13 protein-coding genes are annotated in these 16,483 nt (G+C 65.0%); 7 read left to right on the top strand and 6 right to left on the bottom strand.

Going from position 1 to position 16,483, the window contains the following annotated elements; genetic code table 11:
* Window positions 1–3 precede the first annotated feature (3 nt).
* Both RM192_RS18480 and RM192_RS18475 read right to left on the bottom strand, forming a co-directional pair.
* A complete protein-coding gene (locus tag RM192_RS18480; RefSeq protein WP_311509128.1) occupies window positions 4–2,811 on the bottom strand; it encodes a DUF3857 domain-containing protein in 2,808 nt (935 codons plus the stop codon).
* Between the two features lie 84 nt (window positions 2,812–2,895).
* Window positions 2,896–3,129 carry a hypothetical protein gene (locus tag RM192_RS18475; RefSeq protein WP_311509127.1) on the bottom strand — a complete coding sequence of 78 codons (234 nt, stop codon included), beginning with the start codon at window positions 3,127–3,129 and terminating at the stop codon, window positions 2,896–2,898.
* A gap of 146 nt (window positions 3,130–3,275) precedes the next feature.
* Between RM192_RS18475 and RM192_RS18470 the strand changes: the two genes are divergently transcribed.
* On the top strand, window positions 3,276–4,463 hold the full coding sequence (locus tag RM192_RS18470) for an ATP-binding protein (RefSeq protein WP_311509126.1): 1,188 nt from the start codon (window positions 3,276–3,278) through the stop codon (window positions 4,461–4,463).
* On the top strand, window positions 4,441–4,797 hold the full coding sequence (locus RM192_RS18465; RefSeq protein WP_311509125.1) for a response regulator: 357 nt from the start codon (window positions 4,441–4,443) through the stop codon (window positions 4,795–4,797). Before RM192_RS18470 ends, RM192_RS18465 begins: the two co-directional genes overlap by 23 nt.
* Here the strand turns inward: RM192_RS18465 and RM192_RS18460 are convergent, their stop codons facing one another.
* The 3 genes from RM192_RS18460 to RM192_RS18450 form a co-directional block, all read right to left on the bottom strand.
* Entirely contained in the window at window positions 4,798–5,562 is a 765-nt protein-coding gene (locus RM192_RS18460) for a 3'(2'),5'-bisphosphate nucleotidase CysQ (RefSeq protein ID WP_311509124.1), read from the bottom strand.
* A 121-nt stretch (window positions 5,563–5,683) separates the two neighbouring features.
* The gene (locus tag RM192_RS18455; RefSeq protein WP_311509123.1) at window positions 5,684–7,174 is read right to left on the bottom strand and encodes a chemotaxis protein CheW; all 1,491 of its coding nucleotides are present in this window, start codon (window positions 7,172–7,174) and stop codon (window positions 5,684–5,686) included.
* A complete protein-coding gene (locus tag RM192_RS18450) occupies window positions 7,171–8,934 on the bottom strand; it encodes a PAS domain-containing methyl-accepting chemotaxis protein (protein ID WP_311509122.1) in 1,764 nt (587 codons plus the stop codon). The genes RM192_RS18455 and RM192_RS18450 overlap by 4 nt, the downstream gene beginning before the upstream one ends.
* A gap of 207 nt (window positions 8,935–9,141) precedes the next feature.
* On the opposite strand from RM192_RS18450, the gene RM192_RS18445 reads away from it, so the two are divergent.
* The 4 genes from RM192_RS18445 to RM192_RS18430 all read left to right on the top strand — a co-directional run bounded on the left by RM192_RS18445 (window position 9,142) and on the right by RM192_RS18430 (window position 14,212).
* On the top strand, window positions 9,142–10,053 hold the full coding sequence (locus RM192_RS18445) for an SDR family NAD(P)-dependent oxidoreductase (protein ID WP_311509121.1): 912 nt from the start codon (window positions 9,142–9,144) through the stop codon (window positions 10,051–10,053).
* A gap of 103 nt (window positions 10,054–10,156) precedes the next feature.
* Complete coding sequence (locus tag RM192_RS18440) at window positions 10,157–11,359, top strand: AAA family ATPase (RefSeq protein WP_311509120.1); 1,203 nt, start codon at window positions 10,157–10,159, stop codon at window positions 11,357–11,359.
* Between the two features lie 293 nt (window positions 11,360–11,652).
* On the top strand, window positions 11,653–12,723 hold the full coding sequence (locus tag RM192_RS18435) for a ParB/RepB/Spo0J family partition protein (protein ID WP_311509119.1): 1,071 nt from the start codon (window positions 11,653–11,655) through the stop codon (window positions 12,721–12,723).
* 238 nt (window positions 12,724–12,961) lie between these two features.
* Window positions 12,962–14,212 (top strand): replication initiator protein A, encoded by a 1,251-nt coding sequence (locus RM192_RS18430; RefSeq protein ID WP_311509118.1) that lies wholly within the window; start codon window positions 12,962–12,964, stop codon window positions 14,210–14,212.
* A gap of 574 nt (window positions 14,213–14,786) precedes the next feature.
* Here the strand turns inward: RM192_RS18430 and RM192_RS18425 are convergent.
* Window positions 14,787–15,803 carry a hypothetical protein gene (locus RM192_RS18425; protein WP_311509117.1) on the bottom strand — a complete coding sequence of 339 codons (1,017 nt, stop codon included), beginning with the start codon at window positions 15,801–15,803 and terminating at the stop codon, window positions 14,787–14,789.
* Between the two features lie 197 nt (window positions 15,804–16,000).
* On the opposite strand from RM192_RS18425, the gene RM192_RS18420 reads away from it, so the two are divergent.
* Window positions 16,001–16,423 carry a DUF1772 domain-containing protein gene (locus RM192_RS18420; RefSeq protein ID WP_311509116.1) on the top strand — a complete coding sequence of 141 codons (423 nt, stop codon included), beginning with the start codon at window positions 16,001–16,003 and terminating at the stop codon, window positions 16,421–16,423.
* Window positions 16,424–16,483: the final 60 nt, after the last annotated feature.

The raw sequence follows: 16,483 nt of genomic DNA, 5'->3' as shown, positions 1-16,483 counted from the left end.
GTCTCAGGGCTTGATCCCGTAGCGCGCGTATTCCTGCACCATCCCCGGCATGACCTTGCGGAAATAGGCGAGGTCGGCGCCCGCCTCAGGCCGCCCCAGTGCCGCAGCCGCCACCGCGCGCAAATAGTGCGTCGGCACCTGCCCGGGATAGAGCTTCACTGCCGCCTCGGCATCAGCCAGCGCATTGGCCATATTGCCCGCAGCAATCCAGGCCATCGCCCTGCTGTCGAGCACCGCACCGGGGTTCGCCGCGCGTTCGACCGCCTGATTGCACACCTCGATCATCCCATCCATGCCAACGCGGAACCGCGCACGAAACCAGCACGATGCGTTGAGCAGCGAGGTGTCGCCCGGCTTCTCCTCGATCAGCGCCGCGATTTCCTTCAGACCTTCCTCGCGCTTGCCCGCAAGGGCGAGGACATCCGCGCGCACCTGCACCACGCCGACATGCTCGTCGCCCATGTCGTCATATTCGGTCAGCAGACGCAGCGCTTCCTCGCTCTTGCCCGCAGCCCCGAGCAGGTCCGCCAGCGGCATCGCCGTATTGACGCCGGGTGCCAGCGCGAAGGCTTCGCGGTAATCGGCAATCGCGGCGTCGGTCCGGCCCAGTTCCTTCTTGACTGCTCCGCGCCGGAAATAGGTTTCCGCATCGGGCGAAAGCGCAATCGCCTTGTCATAATCGGCAATCGCCCCTTCCAGATCGTATGTGCCTGCACGGAAGTGGGCGCGCGCCAGAAGCGCGGTGGTCTGTTCGGCGGCAGGTTCACGCGCGATGGCGCGGGCATAGGCGGCCTCGACCGCTGCCAGCCGCGCCTTGAGCCGCGGTGTGCCATAACGCCAAGATCGCGCAGCGCCGAGCGGCGAGGTCAGGAACGGCACGGTATTGCGCAGGCGCATTGCCTTGGCCTTTTCGGCCGGCAAGTCGGCACTTGCCAGTTCCCCGCCGAGCGCAATCTGCTCCTCGCTCACGGTCAGGCGGCTACCGTCCAGCGCGCCCTTGCGGGTGATCGTCGTGCCCGCAAACGTGGCCTCGTAGTCGGGCTTCCCGCCCAGCCGGAAACCCGGTTCGTCCTCGGGCAGAAGCACGACAAATTCCTCACGCAGCCGCCGCGCCCCGCCAAGATCGACCGGCACCGCCCGCCACGCCGCGCGCGAACGGTCGAAGTCGACCGTGATGTTCGCGCTCGACATCGCAGACAGGTCCAGGCGCTTGGCCCCGTCGCGGTTGGAAAACTGGCTGGTCACGATACCCTTGACCATGATCTGCGCCAGTCCCGTCTCAGGGTCGAACTGCATGTCGCCGTCTGTCACCAGCACGCCGTTCGAGGACAGTTGCTTGAAAATCGAACCCGCGAAGGAATCGATCATCTGCTTCTTCTGCTCGGCACTCGCCTGCTGCACCGCCGCGCCCAGATTGCTCGCCATCATGCCCGATATCGTCGACGTCGCGGTGACCAGCGCCGGAATATCGATCCCGGCACGCTGATCGATCTCCATCCGGGCGACCATCACCGCAGACGCCGGAGCGCGCGGCTCGATCGCTGTCAGAGCAGCCCCGTCAGCGCGGATCGGCAGACCAAAGCGGAACGGCGGCGTCTCGGCGATGTTCGATGCCCGTGTCCCGGTGGCGGTCCCATCCAGCCAATAGGGCACGCCGCCGATCATCGCGCGCACGATCACGTGGTCGAACGCGGCAGGCATCGGCAGCGATTCCGGCACCGCATCGCCGGTGCGGCTGTTCACCGCGATGACTTCAGCCTCGATCCCCAGGGCGCGCAGCAGGGTCAGCAGCAGCAACGACTTGGCCTTGCAATCGCCAAAGCGCGCTTCCCACGTCTGCGCCGGTGCCTGCGGAACATAATTCCCGCCCGACATCCCGTTCATCAGATAACTGATCTTGTCCTGCACCAACCGCGTGGCGAACGCGGCCCGCGTCAGCGGATCGGCACTGGCTGCGGCAATTCTGTCCACTTCACCGGCCAGCGGACTCCCCTTGGGCAGGGCTTCGCCGGTGGCATAAAGCGGCGCGAACACGCGCGAGACTTCCTCCCAACTGGCAAAGTTCGTCACTTCCAGCGACGGCGAACGGACAAAGCGCGAAGGGGCTGCGGCCGGCATCTCGTCACGCTTGGGCAGTGGCATCTGCAGCGTCACCACATGCCAGCCCTGCTTCACGGTTTCAGCCGCGCCGGTAACCGCCGGACCCGCCTGCCACTTGACCGGCGCGCCTTCCGGCCAGGATACCATCGTGCGCGCAAAGCCCGCCTCGACCGGCAGCGTCAGCAGCGGCGTATCGATCTGGACCTTGCCCTGCAGCGCCTTGTCGCGCGTGGTCTGGCTATAGGCAATTCGCAGCACGTCGCCCAGTTGCAGGCCCGGAATCGCCAGCGTTGCGGTCAACTGCCCGTCAAGCTGGCGGCGTTCAAGGCCGGTCTCGCGGCGCAGCACCTCATAGCGCGCCCCGCCCCCTAGCAGATCAATCACTTTCCCGCCGCGCAGAATCTCGACGCGGTGGACGGTCAGGTCGCCCTTGTCGGGCAGCCATGCCGCCGTGCTCGTGCCGCCTTGAGTCAATGCCTCGGGACTGGCAAACTTGATCGCCTGATCGACATAGGCGGTGAGCGTCTCGCCCTCGATACGGTGCTGCACGTCGAGCAAGGCCAGCGGTGTGGCAGAGCGTGTTTCGATCGCACCCGATGCGCGCAAGTCCACCCATTTTGGCGCCGGTCCATAAAGCACCGCCTCACCGGCCCATGCCGGTCCGGCCATCAAGCCCAGTACAATCGCCGAAAGCCGCAATCCGCTACGCAAGCCAAGTCCCCCTGAACACTGGCAAACAACCTGCACAGGATTGCCGGACGGCGCAATCGCGCAAAGTGCAACGAAGCAAAGAGGTTAGCGGTCGTTGGCCGCGTGGCGCGAGAGCAGGCGTTCGAGCTGCGCGAGTTCCTCGTCGCGCAAACACTGCATCTCGGCCAGGATCGCGCGCAGCTCCGGGCTGTCGAGCGCGGCCATCAGATCGGAAATGGTCAGGTCGTCCGAGACAGGGACGACATAAGCCTCGCGCAATCGCGCCGCAATTTCGCGCAACTGCGCTCCGGACCGTGCGGAACCCCCAAGATTCGCCATGTCACCTCCATAGCGGATTTATCGACAACTTGCACGTCGCGTCATGGCATGTCCCGCGCGTTCCATCCCCCCCGGTTTCAGCATGGACATCAGCGTGTTAGCCTATATCCAAGGTCGATCCGGAAAAAACAGCACAAGGGATGACGATGTTCGAAGGACTCCATCGCTATCTGTTCCTTCAGGGCCTTGCCCCGCACGGCTATTGCCTGCTGTGGGACCCGGCGCTGATCTGGACCCATGTCCTGGCCGACGCGGTGATCGCGGCGGCCTATTTCTCGATCCCCATCGCGCTGTGGCTGTTCATCAGGTGCCGCCGCGATATCGAGATGAGCTGGATTCTCGCGCTGTTCGCGGCCTTCATCCTCGCTTGCGGCACCACCCATGTGCTCAGCATTCTTGTCCTGTGGGTGCCGGCCTACGGGCTGGAAGGCGCGGTCAAGGCGCTCACCGCGCTCGTTTCGATCGGCACCGCCATCGCGCTCTGGCCGATGCTGCCCAAACTCGTGGCCCTGCCCTCGCCCCGCCAGCTGCAACTGGCGCTCGACCAGCTCAAGGCCGAAGTGGCCGAGCGCGAGCGCGCCGAGGAAATGCTGCGCCAGTCGCACAAGCTTCAGGCCGTCGGCCAGCTGTCCGCCGGGATCGCGCACGATTTCAACAATCTGCTCACCGTGATCAGCGGCAATCTTGAGCGCGCCCTGCGCGTGTCGGCCGAGCAGCCGCAAGTGACCCGCAGCCTCACCAATGCGCTCGCCGCCAGCGAACGCGCCGCCACGCTCACCGGACAGTTGCTCGCCTTCGCGCGCAAGCAGCCGCTCTCGCGCGAGGAGGTGGACCTCAACGCCGTGGTCCGCTCGATCACCGCCATGCTCGAACGCACGATGGGCGAGCATATCGTCGTCAGCTGCGATCTCGCCCCGGATCTTCCGCTGCTCGAACTTGATCGCAGCCAGCTTGAAAGCGCCATTCTCAACATCGCGCTCAATGCCCGCGATGCGATGGACGGCGCGCTCGATCATCGCGGCGAACTCCACTTGTCGACGCGCGCGCTGGCAGGTGGCGAGGTCGCGCTCGCCCTGCGGGACACCGGCTGCGGCATGGCGCCTGACACACTCGAAAGGGCAACCGAGCCATTTTTCACGACAAAACCGGTCGGTTCGGGTACCGGACTGGGATTAAGTCAGGTCTATGGCTTCGTCACGCAGACCGGCGGCAGGCTGGAATTTGACTCTACGCCCGGAACAGGAACTGTCGTAAGGCTTTTGTTCGCCGGACAGAACATCGGAAACGCCGGGGAAGACGCCAAGGATAATGATGGCACGGTTGCTGATTGTTGAAGACGAATTTCTGGTGCGGGAACTTGCCGTAGACGAGTTCACCGACGCCGGCTTTGCGGTGGCCGAGGCCGCCAACGGCGACGAGGCCCTGGCCATCCTCAACCGCGGTGAAACTTTCGACGTGCTGTTCACCGACGTGCGGATGCCCGGCTCGGTCGATGGCTGGGAACTTGGCCGCCGTGCCTGCGAAATCGTCCCAGGCATCCGCGTGATCTACGCCACCGGCTATGCGGAAATGACCCGCCCCCTGTCAGACGCCGAACACTTCCTGCCCAAGCCCTATCGCTGCGAACACGTCGTCCGGATCATCGGCGACTGGGGCATCGCCCCCTGATCAGTCGCCCGTCTTGATTCCCGCGTGGACTGCGGCAACGTGGCCCAGCACCATCTCGGCGTGCTCCTTCCGGCAGATCAGCAGATCAGGCATATAGGTTTCGGCCTGATTGTAGACCAGCGGACTGCCGTCGATGCGCGAACAGTGCAGCCCGTGCGCCAGCGCCACGGCCACCGGCGCGCACGAATCCCATTCGAACTGCCCGCCCGAATGCAGATAGATGTCGGCATCGCCCAGAATCACCGCCATCGCCTTGGCGCCCGCGCTGCCCATCGGCACCAGTTCGGCACCGATCAGTTCGGCCACGGCCACCGCTTCATGCGCGGGGCGGGTGCGGCTGACAACCATGCGCAGCCGTTCGGGCGCAGGCGGGACATCGCGCGGCTGATCGGTGCGCAGGACAAGCCCCGCGCCCTGCCCAAATCCCGGTAGCGCGACCGCGCCAATGCTCGCCACGCCGTCGATGGCCAGGCCCACATGCACCGCCCAGTCGGCGCGCGCCTCGCCATATTCGCGCGTGCCGTCCACCGGATCGACGATCCATGTGCGGGCAAATCCCAGACGGTCGAGGTTGTCCTTTTCCTCTTCCGAAAGCAGCCCGTCATCGGGGCGCTGCTCGCGCAAGGCGTGGACGAGGAACTGGTTGGCGGTCGCATCCCCCGCCTTGCCCAGCGCCTTGGGGCTGAACATCGCGGCTTCGCGCACGGCCAGCAGCAGGCGTCCGGCGTGGTCGGCAAGGTGGGCGGCAAGCTCCGCGTCGGTCATCGGTGATCCCTCTAATGCTTGCCTGTCCGGCAATTCAAACGCCGCTTGTGAACGCCGCGCCGTGCCATAAAATCACCCATATGGGAGCAATGCAAAAAAGTCTCATTCCGCGCCGCCGGAATCAGACCCGCGCGCCGGATGAGGCCAGATGCACCCGGTCGATCATCGCGACCAGATCATGCACCGCGCATGTGCGCCCTTCGCGCGTGCGGATCACCGGGCCGGGCAAGCCAGCGCGCGCTGCCGCACCGCCGCTCGCAACCCGCCGCATCGCATGTCGCTCGACCGCGCAAAGCCCGTCGATCAGGAATCCGGCGCGGCGCGGTCCGGTCCCGGCAATCATCACGTAGCCCGGATTCGCGCCATCTGCCCGCCCCGCTTCGCCCGCGCCGAAGCCGATCACCGGAACCGCCGCCGCCCGGTGCGCGATCATCGCGCTGAATGGCCCTTCAGCGTGGCGCAAGTCGATCATCGTCGCGGCATCGTAAGGCAGGATCTCGGTCACCTGATCGAGCGATACGGCGTGCTGGTCATCGCCCAGCGTGAAAATCAGGAACGGCTGCCGCGACGCCAGCGGGTCGCTGCCGCGCATCCTGCGTTCGCCCGAATCCTCACGCTCATCGCGCTCGGCCAGGCTTGCCAGATTGGCCAGCTGCGGATGGGCCGCCAGCGCTTCGGAGCCAAGGATGAGGGTTGGCGGGGTTCCCGGCTGGATGCCCGTGATCAACCCTTCGCCACCGTCTTCGCCCATGCTGAAGCCCTGCATCCCGAACGCGGCATCCGGCCCCTGCCGGACCATGTCGATCACGCTGTCGATGCACAGCGCCACGCGCCCGCCGCCCGCCAGCCGCACAACCACGCTCGCTGTCTCGCGCGCGGGCGGGCATTGCCCCAGCCCGAGCAGGCGCAAGGTATCGATCAGCGGCACCAGGCTCCCGCCCGACTTCACCCGCCCGATCCACACCGGATCGGCCACCGGGCCGGGCAGCACCACACCGCGCGGCAAGGTCGCCTCGATCGCGTTGGCGCAAAGCCCGAAGCGATGCGCGCCCACGGCAAACATCAGGACCGGCGGCCCGCCCAGGGCCTGCCCGGTCTGCGCCACCAGCCGGTCCTCGGCCAGGATCAGCCCCGGCAGCGCGGCAAGCCCCTCCGTGTCCAGCACCACGCCTGTGCGCCCGTCGCAGGCAAAGCCCGCCGCCACCAGTCCGCACGATGCACCGATATCGCTGGCCACCAGTTCAAACACGGTCTGCCGCTCGCGCGAAAGATCGACCACCCCGCAGATTTCGTCGACGCAGATGCCGACAACGCCCCGCCTCGTGCGCAGCACCATGATCACCCGCTCGCGGCGGTCATGCGCCACTTCCGGGCCATCGTCTTCCGCGCCTGTGCAAACCAGCCCGCCAATGTCGATCACCGGCACCACCGCGCCGCGCAAGTCCAGCCCGCCGCGCATTTCCGGCAGGGTCCGGGGCAGCGCCGCCAGCCGCGCCGGGTGCGGCACCACTTCGCGGATGCCCTCGATCGGAACCGCCAGGAACAGCGTGCCGATCCGCGCCAGCCCGTGCAGCGCAGAACCCGTCGCAGGGAGAGCCCCTTGCCCTGTCACCGTCCGTTCATGCCTGCAGCGGTCCCCTGCGAGGCGCCGGTCACAGCGGCCAGCCGGGTAATCAGCGTCACGACTTCGGCCGAAACTTCTTCCTGCGATGCGGCGGACGAGCTGATCGCCGTGATCGCGCTGCCGGTGCGCTGCACCGAATCAACGATGCCGTCGAACGCGCTCGATGCCTCGTGGCTGCGCGCGGTGCCAAGCCCGATGCGGCCCAGCGATTCCTCGATCAACCGGCTGATGTCGCGCGCGGCGGTAGACGAACGTTCGGCCAGCCGCCGCACTTCGCCCGCCACCACGCTGAAGCCCACGCCATGTTCGCCCGCGCGCGCCGCCTCGATTTCGGCGTTGAATGCCAGCAGGTTCGTCTGCCCGGCAATCTCGCCGATGATCGCCACCGTATCGGCAATCCCGGAGGCAGAGGTCTGGATCAGTTCGATCGCTTCGATCGCCTTGGCCAGTGCCTCCATGCCCTTCTGCGCATCGCCGCGCGTACTTTCGGCAAGCCCGCCTGCTGTCGAGGTGGCATCGCCGATCGCCGCAATCGAGCTTGAAAGCCGCTCGACCAGCCCGCTGAGCTCTGCCGAGCGCGCTTCGATCTCGCGCTCCATCTTGACCTGATCGGTAATGTCGAAAGCGAATTTGACGATCCGCACCGGCTTGCCATGCAGATCGAGAATCGGATTGTAGGTCGCCTGAATCCACACATCGCGGTCATATTTGCCGACGCGGTGGAAACGCCCTGCATGATGCTCGCCGCGATTGAGCTTGAGCCAGAACTCGGCATAGTCCTTCGTCCGCACGAAATCGGGCGAACAGAACATCGCGTGATGCTGTTGAATGATCTCGCGCAACGAATAGCCCATGGTGCTGAGGAAATTGTCGTTGGCGGTCAGCACGTTGCCGTCCAGATCGAACTCGATCACGGCCAGCGCCCGGCCCATCGCGGTAACTTTCGCCTCGTATTCATTGGATTTGAGCTTTTCGGCAGTGATGTCGGCGGCAATCTTGCACACTTTCACCGGATTGCCCTCGGGATCGAGGATCGGATTGTAGCTGGCCTGGATCCACAGCGCCGCGCCGTCCTTGCGCTTGCGCTTGAACTCGCCGCTGACGTGATCGCCCAGGGCCAGCTTTTCCCAGAACATCGCGTATTCGGCTGACCCTGCAACTTCGGCATCGCAGAACATGCGGTGATGCCGCCCCTTGATTTCGGGCAGGGACCAGCCAATCGCCTTCAGGAAATTGTCGTTCGCCCACAAGACGTTGCCCGAAAGATCAAACTCGATCATGGCGTGGCTGCGATTGATCGCGGCAATCTGCCCGGCCTGCTCGGCGGAACGCTGATGCGTCTCGGTAACGTCGATTGCGTAGCACAGCACCGATACCAGACGGTCGTCCTCCATCGTCGGCACGAAGACCTCGCGCAGCCACACCGAGCGGCCGTCCTGCGCGGCATGCCTGCGCAGTGCCGTCTGGCTCTGGCCGCGCGCCAGCACGCCCCACCATGCCAGAGTGTCCTCGGGCACGTATCCTGCCGCGAACAGAACCGTAAAGGGCTGGCCGATCAGGCTTTCGCCGGCAAAACCTGTCAGCGACAGATAGGCCTCATTGGCGCTCATCACCTTGCCATCGGGTTCATACTGGCAAATCGCCAGCGCCTTGGCCAAGGCTTCGAAGCGGTGCGCCAGCAATCCGGCATCGGCCAGGGAAACCGGTTCCTGCCCCACGAAATCAGCCATCGGCACTTGCTTGGTCATGCGAGTATTCTCCGATCGCCTTGCGGAATCCGGCGAACGTCAGCAGCCATGGCCTAACGTGAATTAACCACGCGCGTTTCTGGCCCTACGGATCATTGCCTAAGCCGCCTTCATGCTCTCCGCCTGCTCGGCCAACACGCTTGCCCCGTCGCCCGTATTTTTGTAAGTAAAGCTAACAAATAATCACGGGCTGAGGAGCCACTATCCATGCAGACATTCGATAGCGAACTCGCGTTCATCACCGGCGGCGCATCGGGCGCAGGTCTGGGTCAGGCGCAAGTCTTCGGCCGCGCAGGCGCGCGCATCGCCGTCGCCGATATCCGCGCCGAAGCGGTGGACGCCGCCGTCGCCAGCCTTCAGGCAGAGGGCATCGACGCGCGCGGCTTCGTCCTCGATATCATGGACCGCGCCGCCTATGCCCGCGTCGCGGACGATGTCGAGGCCGCATTCGGCTGCGCGCCCACGCTCCTGTTCAACACCGCAGGCGTCAACAGCTTCGGGCCGGTCGAACTCACATCCTATGACGATTTCGACTGGATCATGGGCGTCAACCTTGGCGGCGTGGTCAATGGCATGGTCACCTTCGTTCCGCGCATGATCGCCAGCGGCAAGCCCGGCCACATCGTTACCACCTCGTCCCTGGGCGGCCTCATGGGCAGCGCGCTCGCGGCGCCCTATTCCGCCGCCAAGGCCGCGGTCATCAACCTGATGGAATCCTACCGCCAGGGCCTTGAAAAGCATGGCATCGGCGTCTCCGTCCTGTGCCCGGCCAACATCAAATCGAACATCGCCGAGGCCAGCCGCCTCCGGCCCGCGCAGTTCGGCTCCAGCGGCTATGTCGAGAACGAAGATTCCATCGCCTCGCTCCATTCGATCCACCAGCACGGCATGGACCCGGTGGAACTGGCCGGGCACGTCAAGGCCGCGATCATCGCCAACCAGCTCTACATCATCCCCTACCCCGAGGCGAAAGACGCCCTGCGCCAGCACTTCGATGCGATCGTCGATTCGGTGCTGCCGCTCGAAGCCGACCCTGAAGGCGCGCGCCTGCGCACCGAAGCCCTGATGAACTGGGCGGCAAACCGCACAAAAGTCTTCACCGAAGCCGATAAAGCCTGACGTTCATGCTGGATGCGGGCAATTGCGTGCATCCAGCAGTTTCATTGCGCGCTTGAAGGTTATCCGCTAATACCGTTGCGGAATACCTTCAAGAAGGCGCAGCATGGCCGAATCCAATTCAATCGTCAGCCAGATCGGCGATCTTGCCTCAGCGGGTGAGCGCATGATCGAGCGCCTGCGCCGCAAAGCCTTTCTGCCTGAAAGCCGCAAGGAGCTTAGCGTCCGCTACGGGATTGCGGAAGCCGCGCAATTGCTGGGCTGCTCGACCAATCGCATCCGCATGGCCGAAGACGATGGCCGTCTGCCCCCGCCGCCTGCCGGAGAGAACGGACGCCGCCTCGGTTATTCGATGGAAGACATGTTGCGCATGCGCGACGTGCTGGGCGCCTCCCCTGCCCGCGCGCCGGGCGATGTGCCTGCGATCATCGCCGTGCAGAACTTCAAGGGCGGCGTCGGCAAGTCCACCGTCACCACGCATCTCGCGCACTATTTCGGCGTGCAGGGTTACCGCGTGCTGGTCGTCGATTGCGACAGTCAGGCCACCACCACCACGCTGTTCGGCTTCAACCCGCATTTCAACATCACCCGCGATGAAACGCTTTATCCTTATCTTTCAATCGACCCGACCCAGACCGACCTGCTCTACGCGGTCAAGCGCACGCCCTGGCCCAATGTCGATCTGATCCCGTCGAACCTCGAACTTTTCGATGTGGAATATGAACTCGCCGCTTCGGGCGCCGATGGCCAGTCGGTCCTCGCCGCGCGCTTCCGCAAGCTGAAAGCGGGCCTGATGGACATGGCGCGTGATTACGACATCGTGATCCTCGATCCGCCGCCGGCCCTGGGCACGATTTCGCTCGCGGTGATGCAGGCCGCCAACGCGCTGCTGGTGCCGCTCGCTGCAACCACGCCCGATTTCTGCTCCACCGTGCAGTTTCTCTCGATGATGGATCAGGTCATCGCCCAGCTGATCGAGGCCGGCATCGCGGTGGATTACAGCTTCGTCCGGCTGATCTGCTCCAAGTTCGATGGCGGCGATCCCAGTCACGAAATGGTCCGCACCATCATGGAGCAGACCTTCGGCCCCGCCCTGCTGCCCGTGCCGATCCTCGAAAGTGCCGAAATCAGCCACGCGGCGCTTCGGATGATGACGATCTACGAACTCGAAAAGCCCATCGGCACCCCTCGCACGCACAAGCGCTGCAAGGCCAATCTCGATGAGGCCCTCGGCCAGATCGAACAGCTCGTCCGCGCTGGCTGGGGCCGTGTTGCCCCTGCGCGCGAGGAGGATGTGATCCATGCGTGATTTGCGCGTGTCCTCGGGCAGGCTCAGGACGAACGGGTTCTGGGATACAGGGCCTGAAGGAACCATCCCCCAAACCTCCGCTCATCCCGAGATCCCCCCAATCCCCGTCCGTCCTGAGGTTGTCGAAGGACGCGCTGGCTGGCGCTACGTGAACAGGATTTTACATAGCACCCTCCCCTCAACCCCCGTTCGTCCTGAGCCTGTCGAAGGACACACGCCACACCGGCACGAACCGCCTTTCCTACAGAGCAATGTTCACAATATGTTCCGCTCTTCCCGATTCGAGGTGAGCCATGGCGCGTAAGCAATCCGATTATCTCGCCGCCCTTCTGGCGGATGAGGCTGTCCAGACCAAAGCCGAACCCGGCGATAGCAGCGTGATGGAGGACACCCCTCCTCCCGCCCCGCCCCGTCCCGACCGGATGCGCGGCACCACCCTGCTCGGCCGCGAATCCGCGCTGGCCCGCGTCGCCAGCGGCGAAGTGCGGCAGGTGACGCAGCTGCTGCTCGATCCGGCGCGGGTGCGCGTGTGGAAGGGCAATGCCCGCTCCTACGAACATCTGTCCGAGGAATCGTGCGGTGAGCTGATCGATTCGATCATTGCCGAAGGCGGGCAGAAAGTCCCTGCCATGGTCCGCCGGGTCGATGGCGACCCCGACCATGAATTCGAGGTCATCGCGGGCACCCGCCGCCACTGGTCGATCTCGTGGCTGCGCGCCAATTCCTATCCGGAAATGCAGTTCGTCGCGCAAGTTGTCGTGCTTGATGACGAAGCCGCGTTCCGCCTTGCCGATCTGGAGAACCGCGCGCGCAAGGACGTGTCCGATCTCGAACGCGCGCGCAATTATGCGCAGGCGCTGCACGATCACTATGGCAACCACATGAGCCGCATGGCCGAGCGGCTGAAGCTGTCGAAGGGCTGGCTGTCGAAGATGCTCAAGGTTGCCAGCATCCCCGATGCGGTGCTGGCCGCTTTCGCCAGTCCCGCCGATGTCCAGCTCAAGCCAGCCTATCCGCTGGCACAGGCGCTCGATGATCGCAGCGCGACCCCCGCGATCCTGCGCGAGGCGCGCACCATCACCCGCCAGCAGGAGGAACGCCGCGCGCGCGGCACCCCCGCCCTCGGCGCCAATGAAGTGATCGCCCGTCTCCTCGCCGCGCCGAAGGTGGCCGAGGAACGCACCGCCCCCCGCACCTACGAGGGCGCCCACGGGCGCACCGCGATTACCGTGCAATCGTCCAACCGCCAAGGCGTCACCTTGCGCCTCCACGCAGGCTCGGGCGTCGACACCAGGCGCCTGCTCGAGATCGTCCACGATGCGCTGATGGATCTGGAGGAAAGCGGGTTGGGATTGCAGCGCTGATGGCGAATATTCCGCAATTTCATATACTTATTGGAGAATGTTTCCCCGGGGAAACTTTTTTCCGTGCGATTTTGCGGGAAATTCCGTTGTTGCGGAAGCTGGAAACGTGCCCTCGCCCCGTCCCTCTTGCGAGAGGAACAGGAGCTAGGCTTGCACCGCACCGAGCGGTGCCTGGAAAAATGTTTCCCCGGGGAAACATTTTGACTGCCCCCCTCTCTTGCCCCCTCCCCTGCCCCGCATGACCAAACAGCGCAAACATCTCGGCAACGATCAGTTCGATCTGTTTCTGCCTTATGTGGCGGACATGCCGCTGCGCGATCAGCGCGAGATGATGGAGCGTCCGTTCTTCAGCCTCGCCAAGTCGAAGCGGGTGAAGCCGATCGATTACACCTCGCCCGACGGCAAGCTGTGGGTCCACGTCTCGGCCAGCCCGGACTATGGCATGGCCACGATCTGGGACGCCGACATCCTGATCTATTGCGCCAGCGTGCTGGCCGACATGGCGCGCCGGGGCGTGAACGACGTGCCGCGCAAGCTGCACCTGATGCCTTACGACCTGCTCCGTGCCATTGGCCGCCCGACCACGGGCCGCGCCTATGAACTGCTGGGGCAAGGCCTCGACCGCCTCGTCGCCACCACGATCAAGACCAACATCCGTGCGGAGAACCGGCGCGAAGCCACATTCTCGTGGCTCGATGGCTGGACCCAGCTGGTCGATGAAAAGACCGAGCGGTCGCGCGGCATGACCATCGAGCTTTCCAACTGGTTCTGGGAAGGCGTGATGATGAAGGGCGGCGTGCTGTCGATCGACCGCGCCTATTTCGACATCACCGGCGGGCGCGAGCGCTGGCTCTACAAGGTGGCGCGCAAGCACGCAGGCGGCGCGGGCGAGGAAGGCTTTGCCATCTCGATGCCGGTCCTGTTCGAGAAATCGGGCGCGGAAGGCGAATACCGCCGTTTCAAGTTCGAAATCCTCAAGCTGGCCGAAAAGGACGCACTACCGGGCTACGGCCTCTCGGTCGAACAGGGCAGGGGCGCAGAGCCGCTCCTGCGGATGCGCCGGGTGGACGGCAAGGATGGCGCGGACCAGCGGCTGCCGGAAGCGGGGCAGAACGTCGGTGGGCAGGCTCAGGACGAACGGGTGTTGTTTGGCGGGAATGCGGTGACGGGGAGCACTCCCGCAGCCGCCGAAATGGCGCCGGAAAAAGTTTCCCCGGGGAAACATTTCGCCGAAACCGTCGATGCCTCCGCGCTTATCCGCAAATCGGTGGCCGGGATGAGCGATGCCGCCAACCGTGGCTTCATCGCCGGAGAGACGGCAGACCACTTGCGCGAGACTTGTCCGGGGTGGGATCTCCACGCGCTCCACGCCGAGTTCGAACGCTGGGTGGGCGCCGATCCCGTGCGGCTACCGGCCAACTGGCAGAAGGCCTTCATCGGCTGGGTCAAACGCCACCACGAAAAGCACGCCCACACCCTGCGACGCTGAGCGACTGTGCACTGCATGGGGCCGGTTCCGCCTGCAAGCGCCATGATCGTCAGATGTTTCCCCGGGGAAACATTCTTCTGCAGGCACCGTGTCGGCCATCACAACCATCAGAAACGTGCCCCATCAGGCAGCCTGCGTTCCGGAAAGTCCGTGCCGTGCAAGGCGCGCCGTTCCCGATGTGTCGGGCCGTGTTGCACGGCATTGAACCTGCGAGGTAACGGCGCGGGGTTATCCCCGATATTTGAACCTCTATTGTTGGAGTTTGTTGGAAAGTGATTCAATGGCCGGAACAGAACCGGGGTGCTTTCGGGGCCATCGATACATCAGGAACGGCATTTCCGCGTCCTTCGATCCATCGGGAACAGATCATCGGACTAACGGGAACGCCGGGCCGATCCATCAGGAACGCAGAGCCGACATTCCGGGAACAGGGCATGCGCTCAAACGCCCGCAAAATCCGCGAGTCGGGAAGGGACCGGAAGCCCTTAACCTGTCTAACTAAGGATAAACCAGTCTAACCGCACCAGAAGCCTTTGGCTTGGTGTTGAATGGGGGGAGGGGAAGCCCACCGGAGTCAGTCATCCCCGCCAATGCCCAACCGCGCGAGCCGCGCCTCGATCTCGGCCATTTCAGCGTCGAACGAACGCAGGATGTCACCGACCTCAGGCGGTGCCTTGTTCCCCAGCGGCGGGCGGCCCCGGTCGGCGGGGCGGAGCCCGAGCGTCGTGGCGATATCCGGGGTAACGTAAGTACGCCAGGATTCGCGGCCCGAGATCTCGGCCATGAGCCCGAGGTGGTTTGCCCGTTCAAGCAATTTCCCTGCGCCCGAGATCGTGATGCCGATTGCGGGCGCAAGCGTGCGTGCGGCAAGGCACGGGCGGGTGAGGGCGATTCGGGCAAGATCGGTGAGTTTTCCGGGGCGGTGTTCTGCAGCGATTGCGGCGGCGGCGCGGCGGGTAGCACCTTCAAGCCGGTCAAGCCGTTCCAGACCGTCCTGGGCGGCGCGGGCGACCTGTTTGAGCAGGCGCTTGAGCAGGACGGGGCGGGCGTCGCGCAAGGTGCGCTGCGCGGCGTCTCCGGCGACCATGCAGGGCAGGGCTGCGCGAGTGAGGTCCATGCGGCGCAGGATGAGGGGGAAGGCGAGCCACGGACCCATGGTGCGGTCGGCGCGGGCCGACAGATCGAGCAGGGTCAGCGCGCGGATGAGCGCCGGGGCATCATGCCAGCCTGCGGGGGCATCGAAAGTGAACGGCAGGCCGTCTGACCAGTGGCGGCTCTCGGGTTCGTGCAGCGCGGCAAGCCATGGCTCATAGGCGGCAAACGGCTCGTCCTCGGTGCGCGGAACCGGGCGAGCGGGCAGACGCAGCCCGCAGCGCTCGGCAATAATGTCGATTTCCTCGATCTGCGAATGCTGGAGGTGGAGCGCGGCGGCATAGCCGGTCCAGCTCGCCCGCAGTTTCCATCCCGGTGCGAGCGAAGAGGCGCAGACGCGGGCGTCCAGACGCGCCAGCGCGGCGCTGGCGTCGGCAAGGGCAGAAGCCAGCGCAGGCGTCCAGGGCAAGGCAGAGAAGGGAAGGGGGGATGCCGCCATGGCGCGATTATAGACTGAAAAGGGGGTTTCAGTCCACATGCTTTGATGTGCTGACGGAATAGCGGCTGCTGCTTCGTCTCCGCTTACCAGAACTCTGCGCCTTGTCCCTGATTGCAGCAAGGTCAGCGGTGACGCTATGGGTGTGTTTATCCGTGGAAACGCGGTAGCCTTGCCGGGCGGACAGAGGGGACAGGACGGTGGCGGGACTTGCAGCGCTGGTGATGGCGGCGATCTTTTTCGGGGCTGCGGTTTACATCACGCTGGCCGAACATCCCGCAAGGCTCGGGCTGGATGACCGCGCGGCGCTGGCGCAGTGGGGGCCATCGTACAGCCGCGGATTTGCGATGCAGGCGAGCGTGGCCGTCGTCTCGGGCCTGTTCGGTATCGGCCAGTGGTGGTTGGACGGAAACGTGCTGTGGCTGGCGGGCGCGGCGGTGATCCTGGCAAACTGGCCGTTCACGATGCTGGGGATCATGCCGACCAACCGGAAGCTCATGGCCGCAACGGCGGGGCCTGGCGGCGAAGTGCGCGCCCTGCTGGTTCGCTGGGGACGTCTGCACGCGGTGCGCAGCGGGCTGGGCGCGGTGGCGACAGGCCTGTTCTTCGTGGCGGCGGCCTGATCGGGGAGCCGCACCGAATCGCGCCCATGACCAATTCGCCGGGTTCTTCAGCGGGCGCCG

This window comes from Novosphingobium sp. MMS21-SN21R, assembly GCF_031846015.1.
Taxonomy (GTDB): Bacteria; Pseudomonadota; Alphaproteobacteria; order Sphingomonadales; family Sphingomonadaceae; genus Novosphingobium.
The sequence above is the reverse complement of the archived record's forward strand: the minus strand, read 5'-3'. Positions and strand labels throughout refer to the sequence as shown.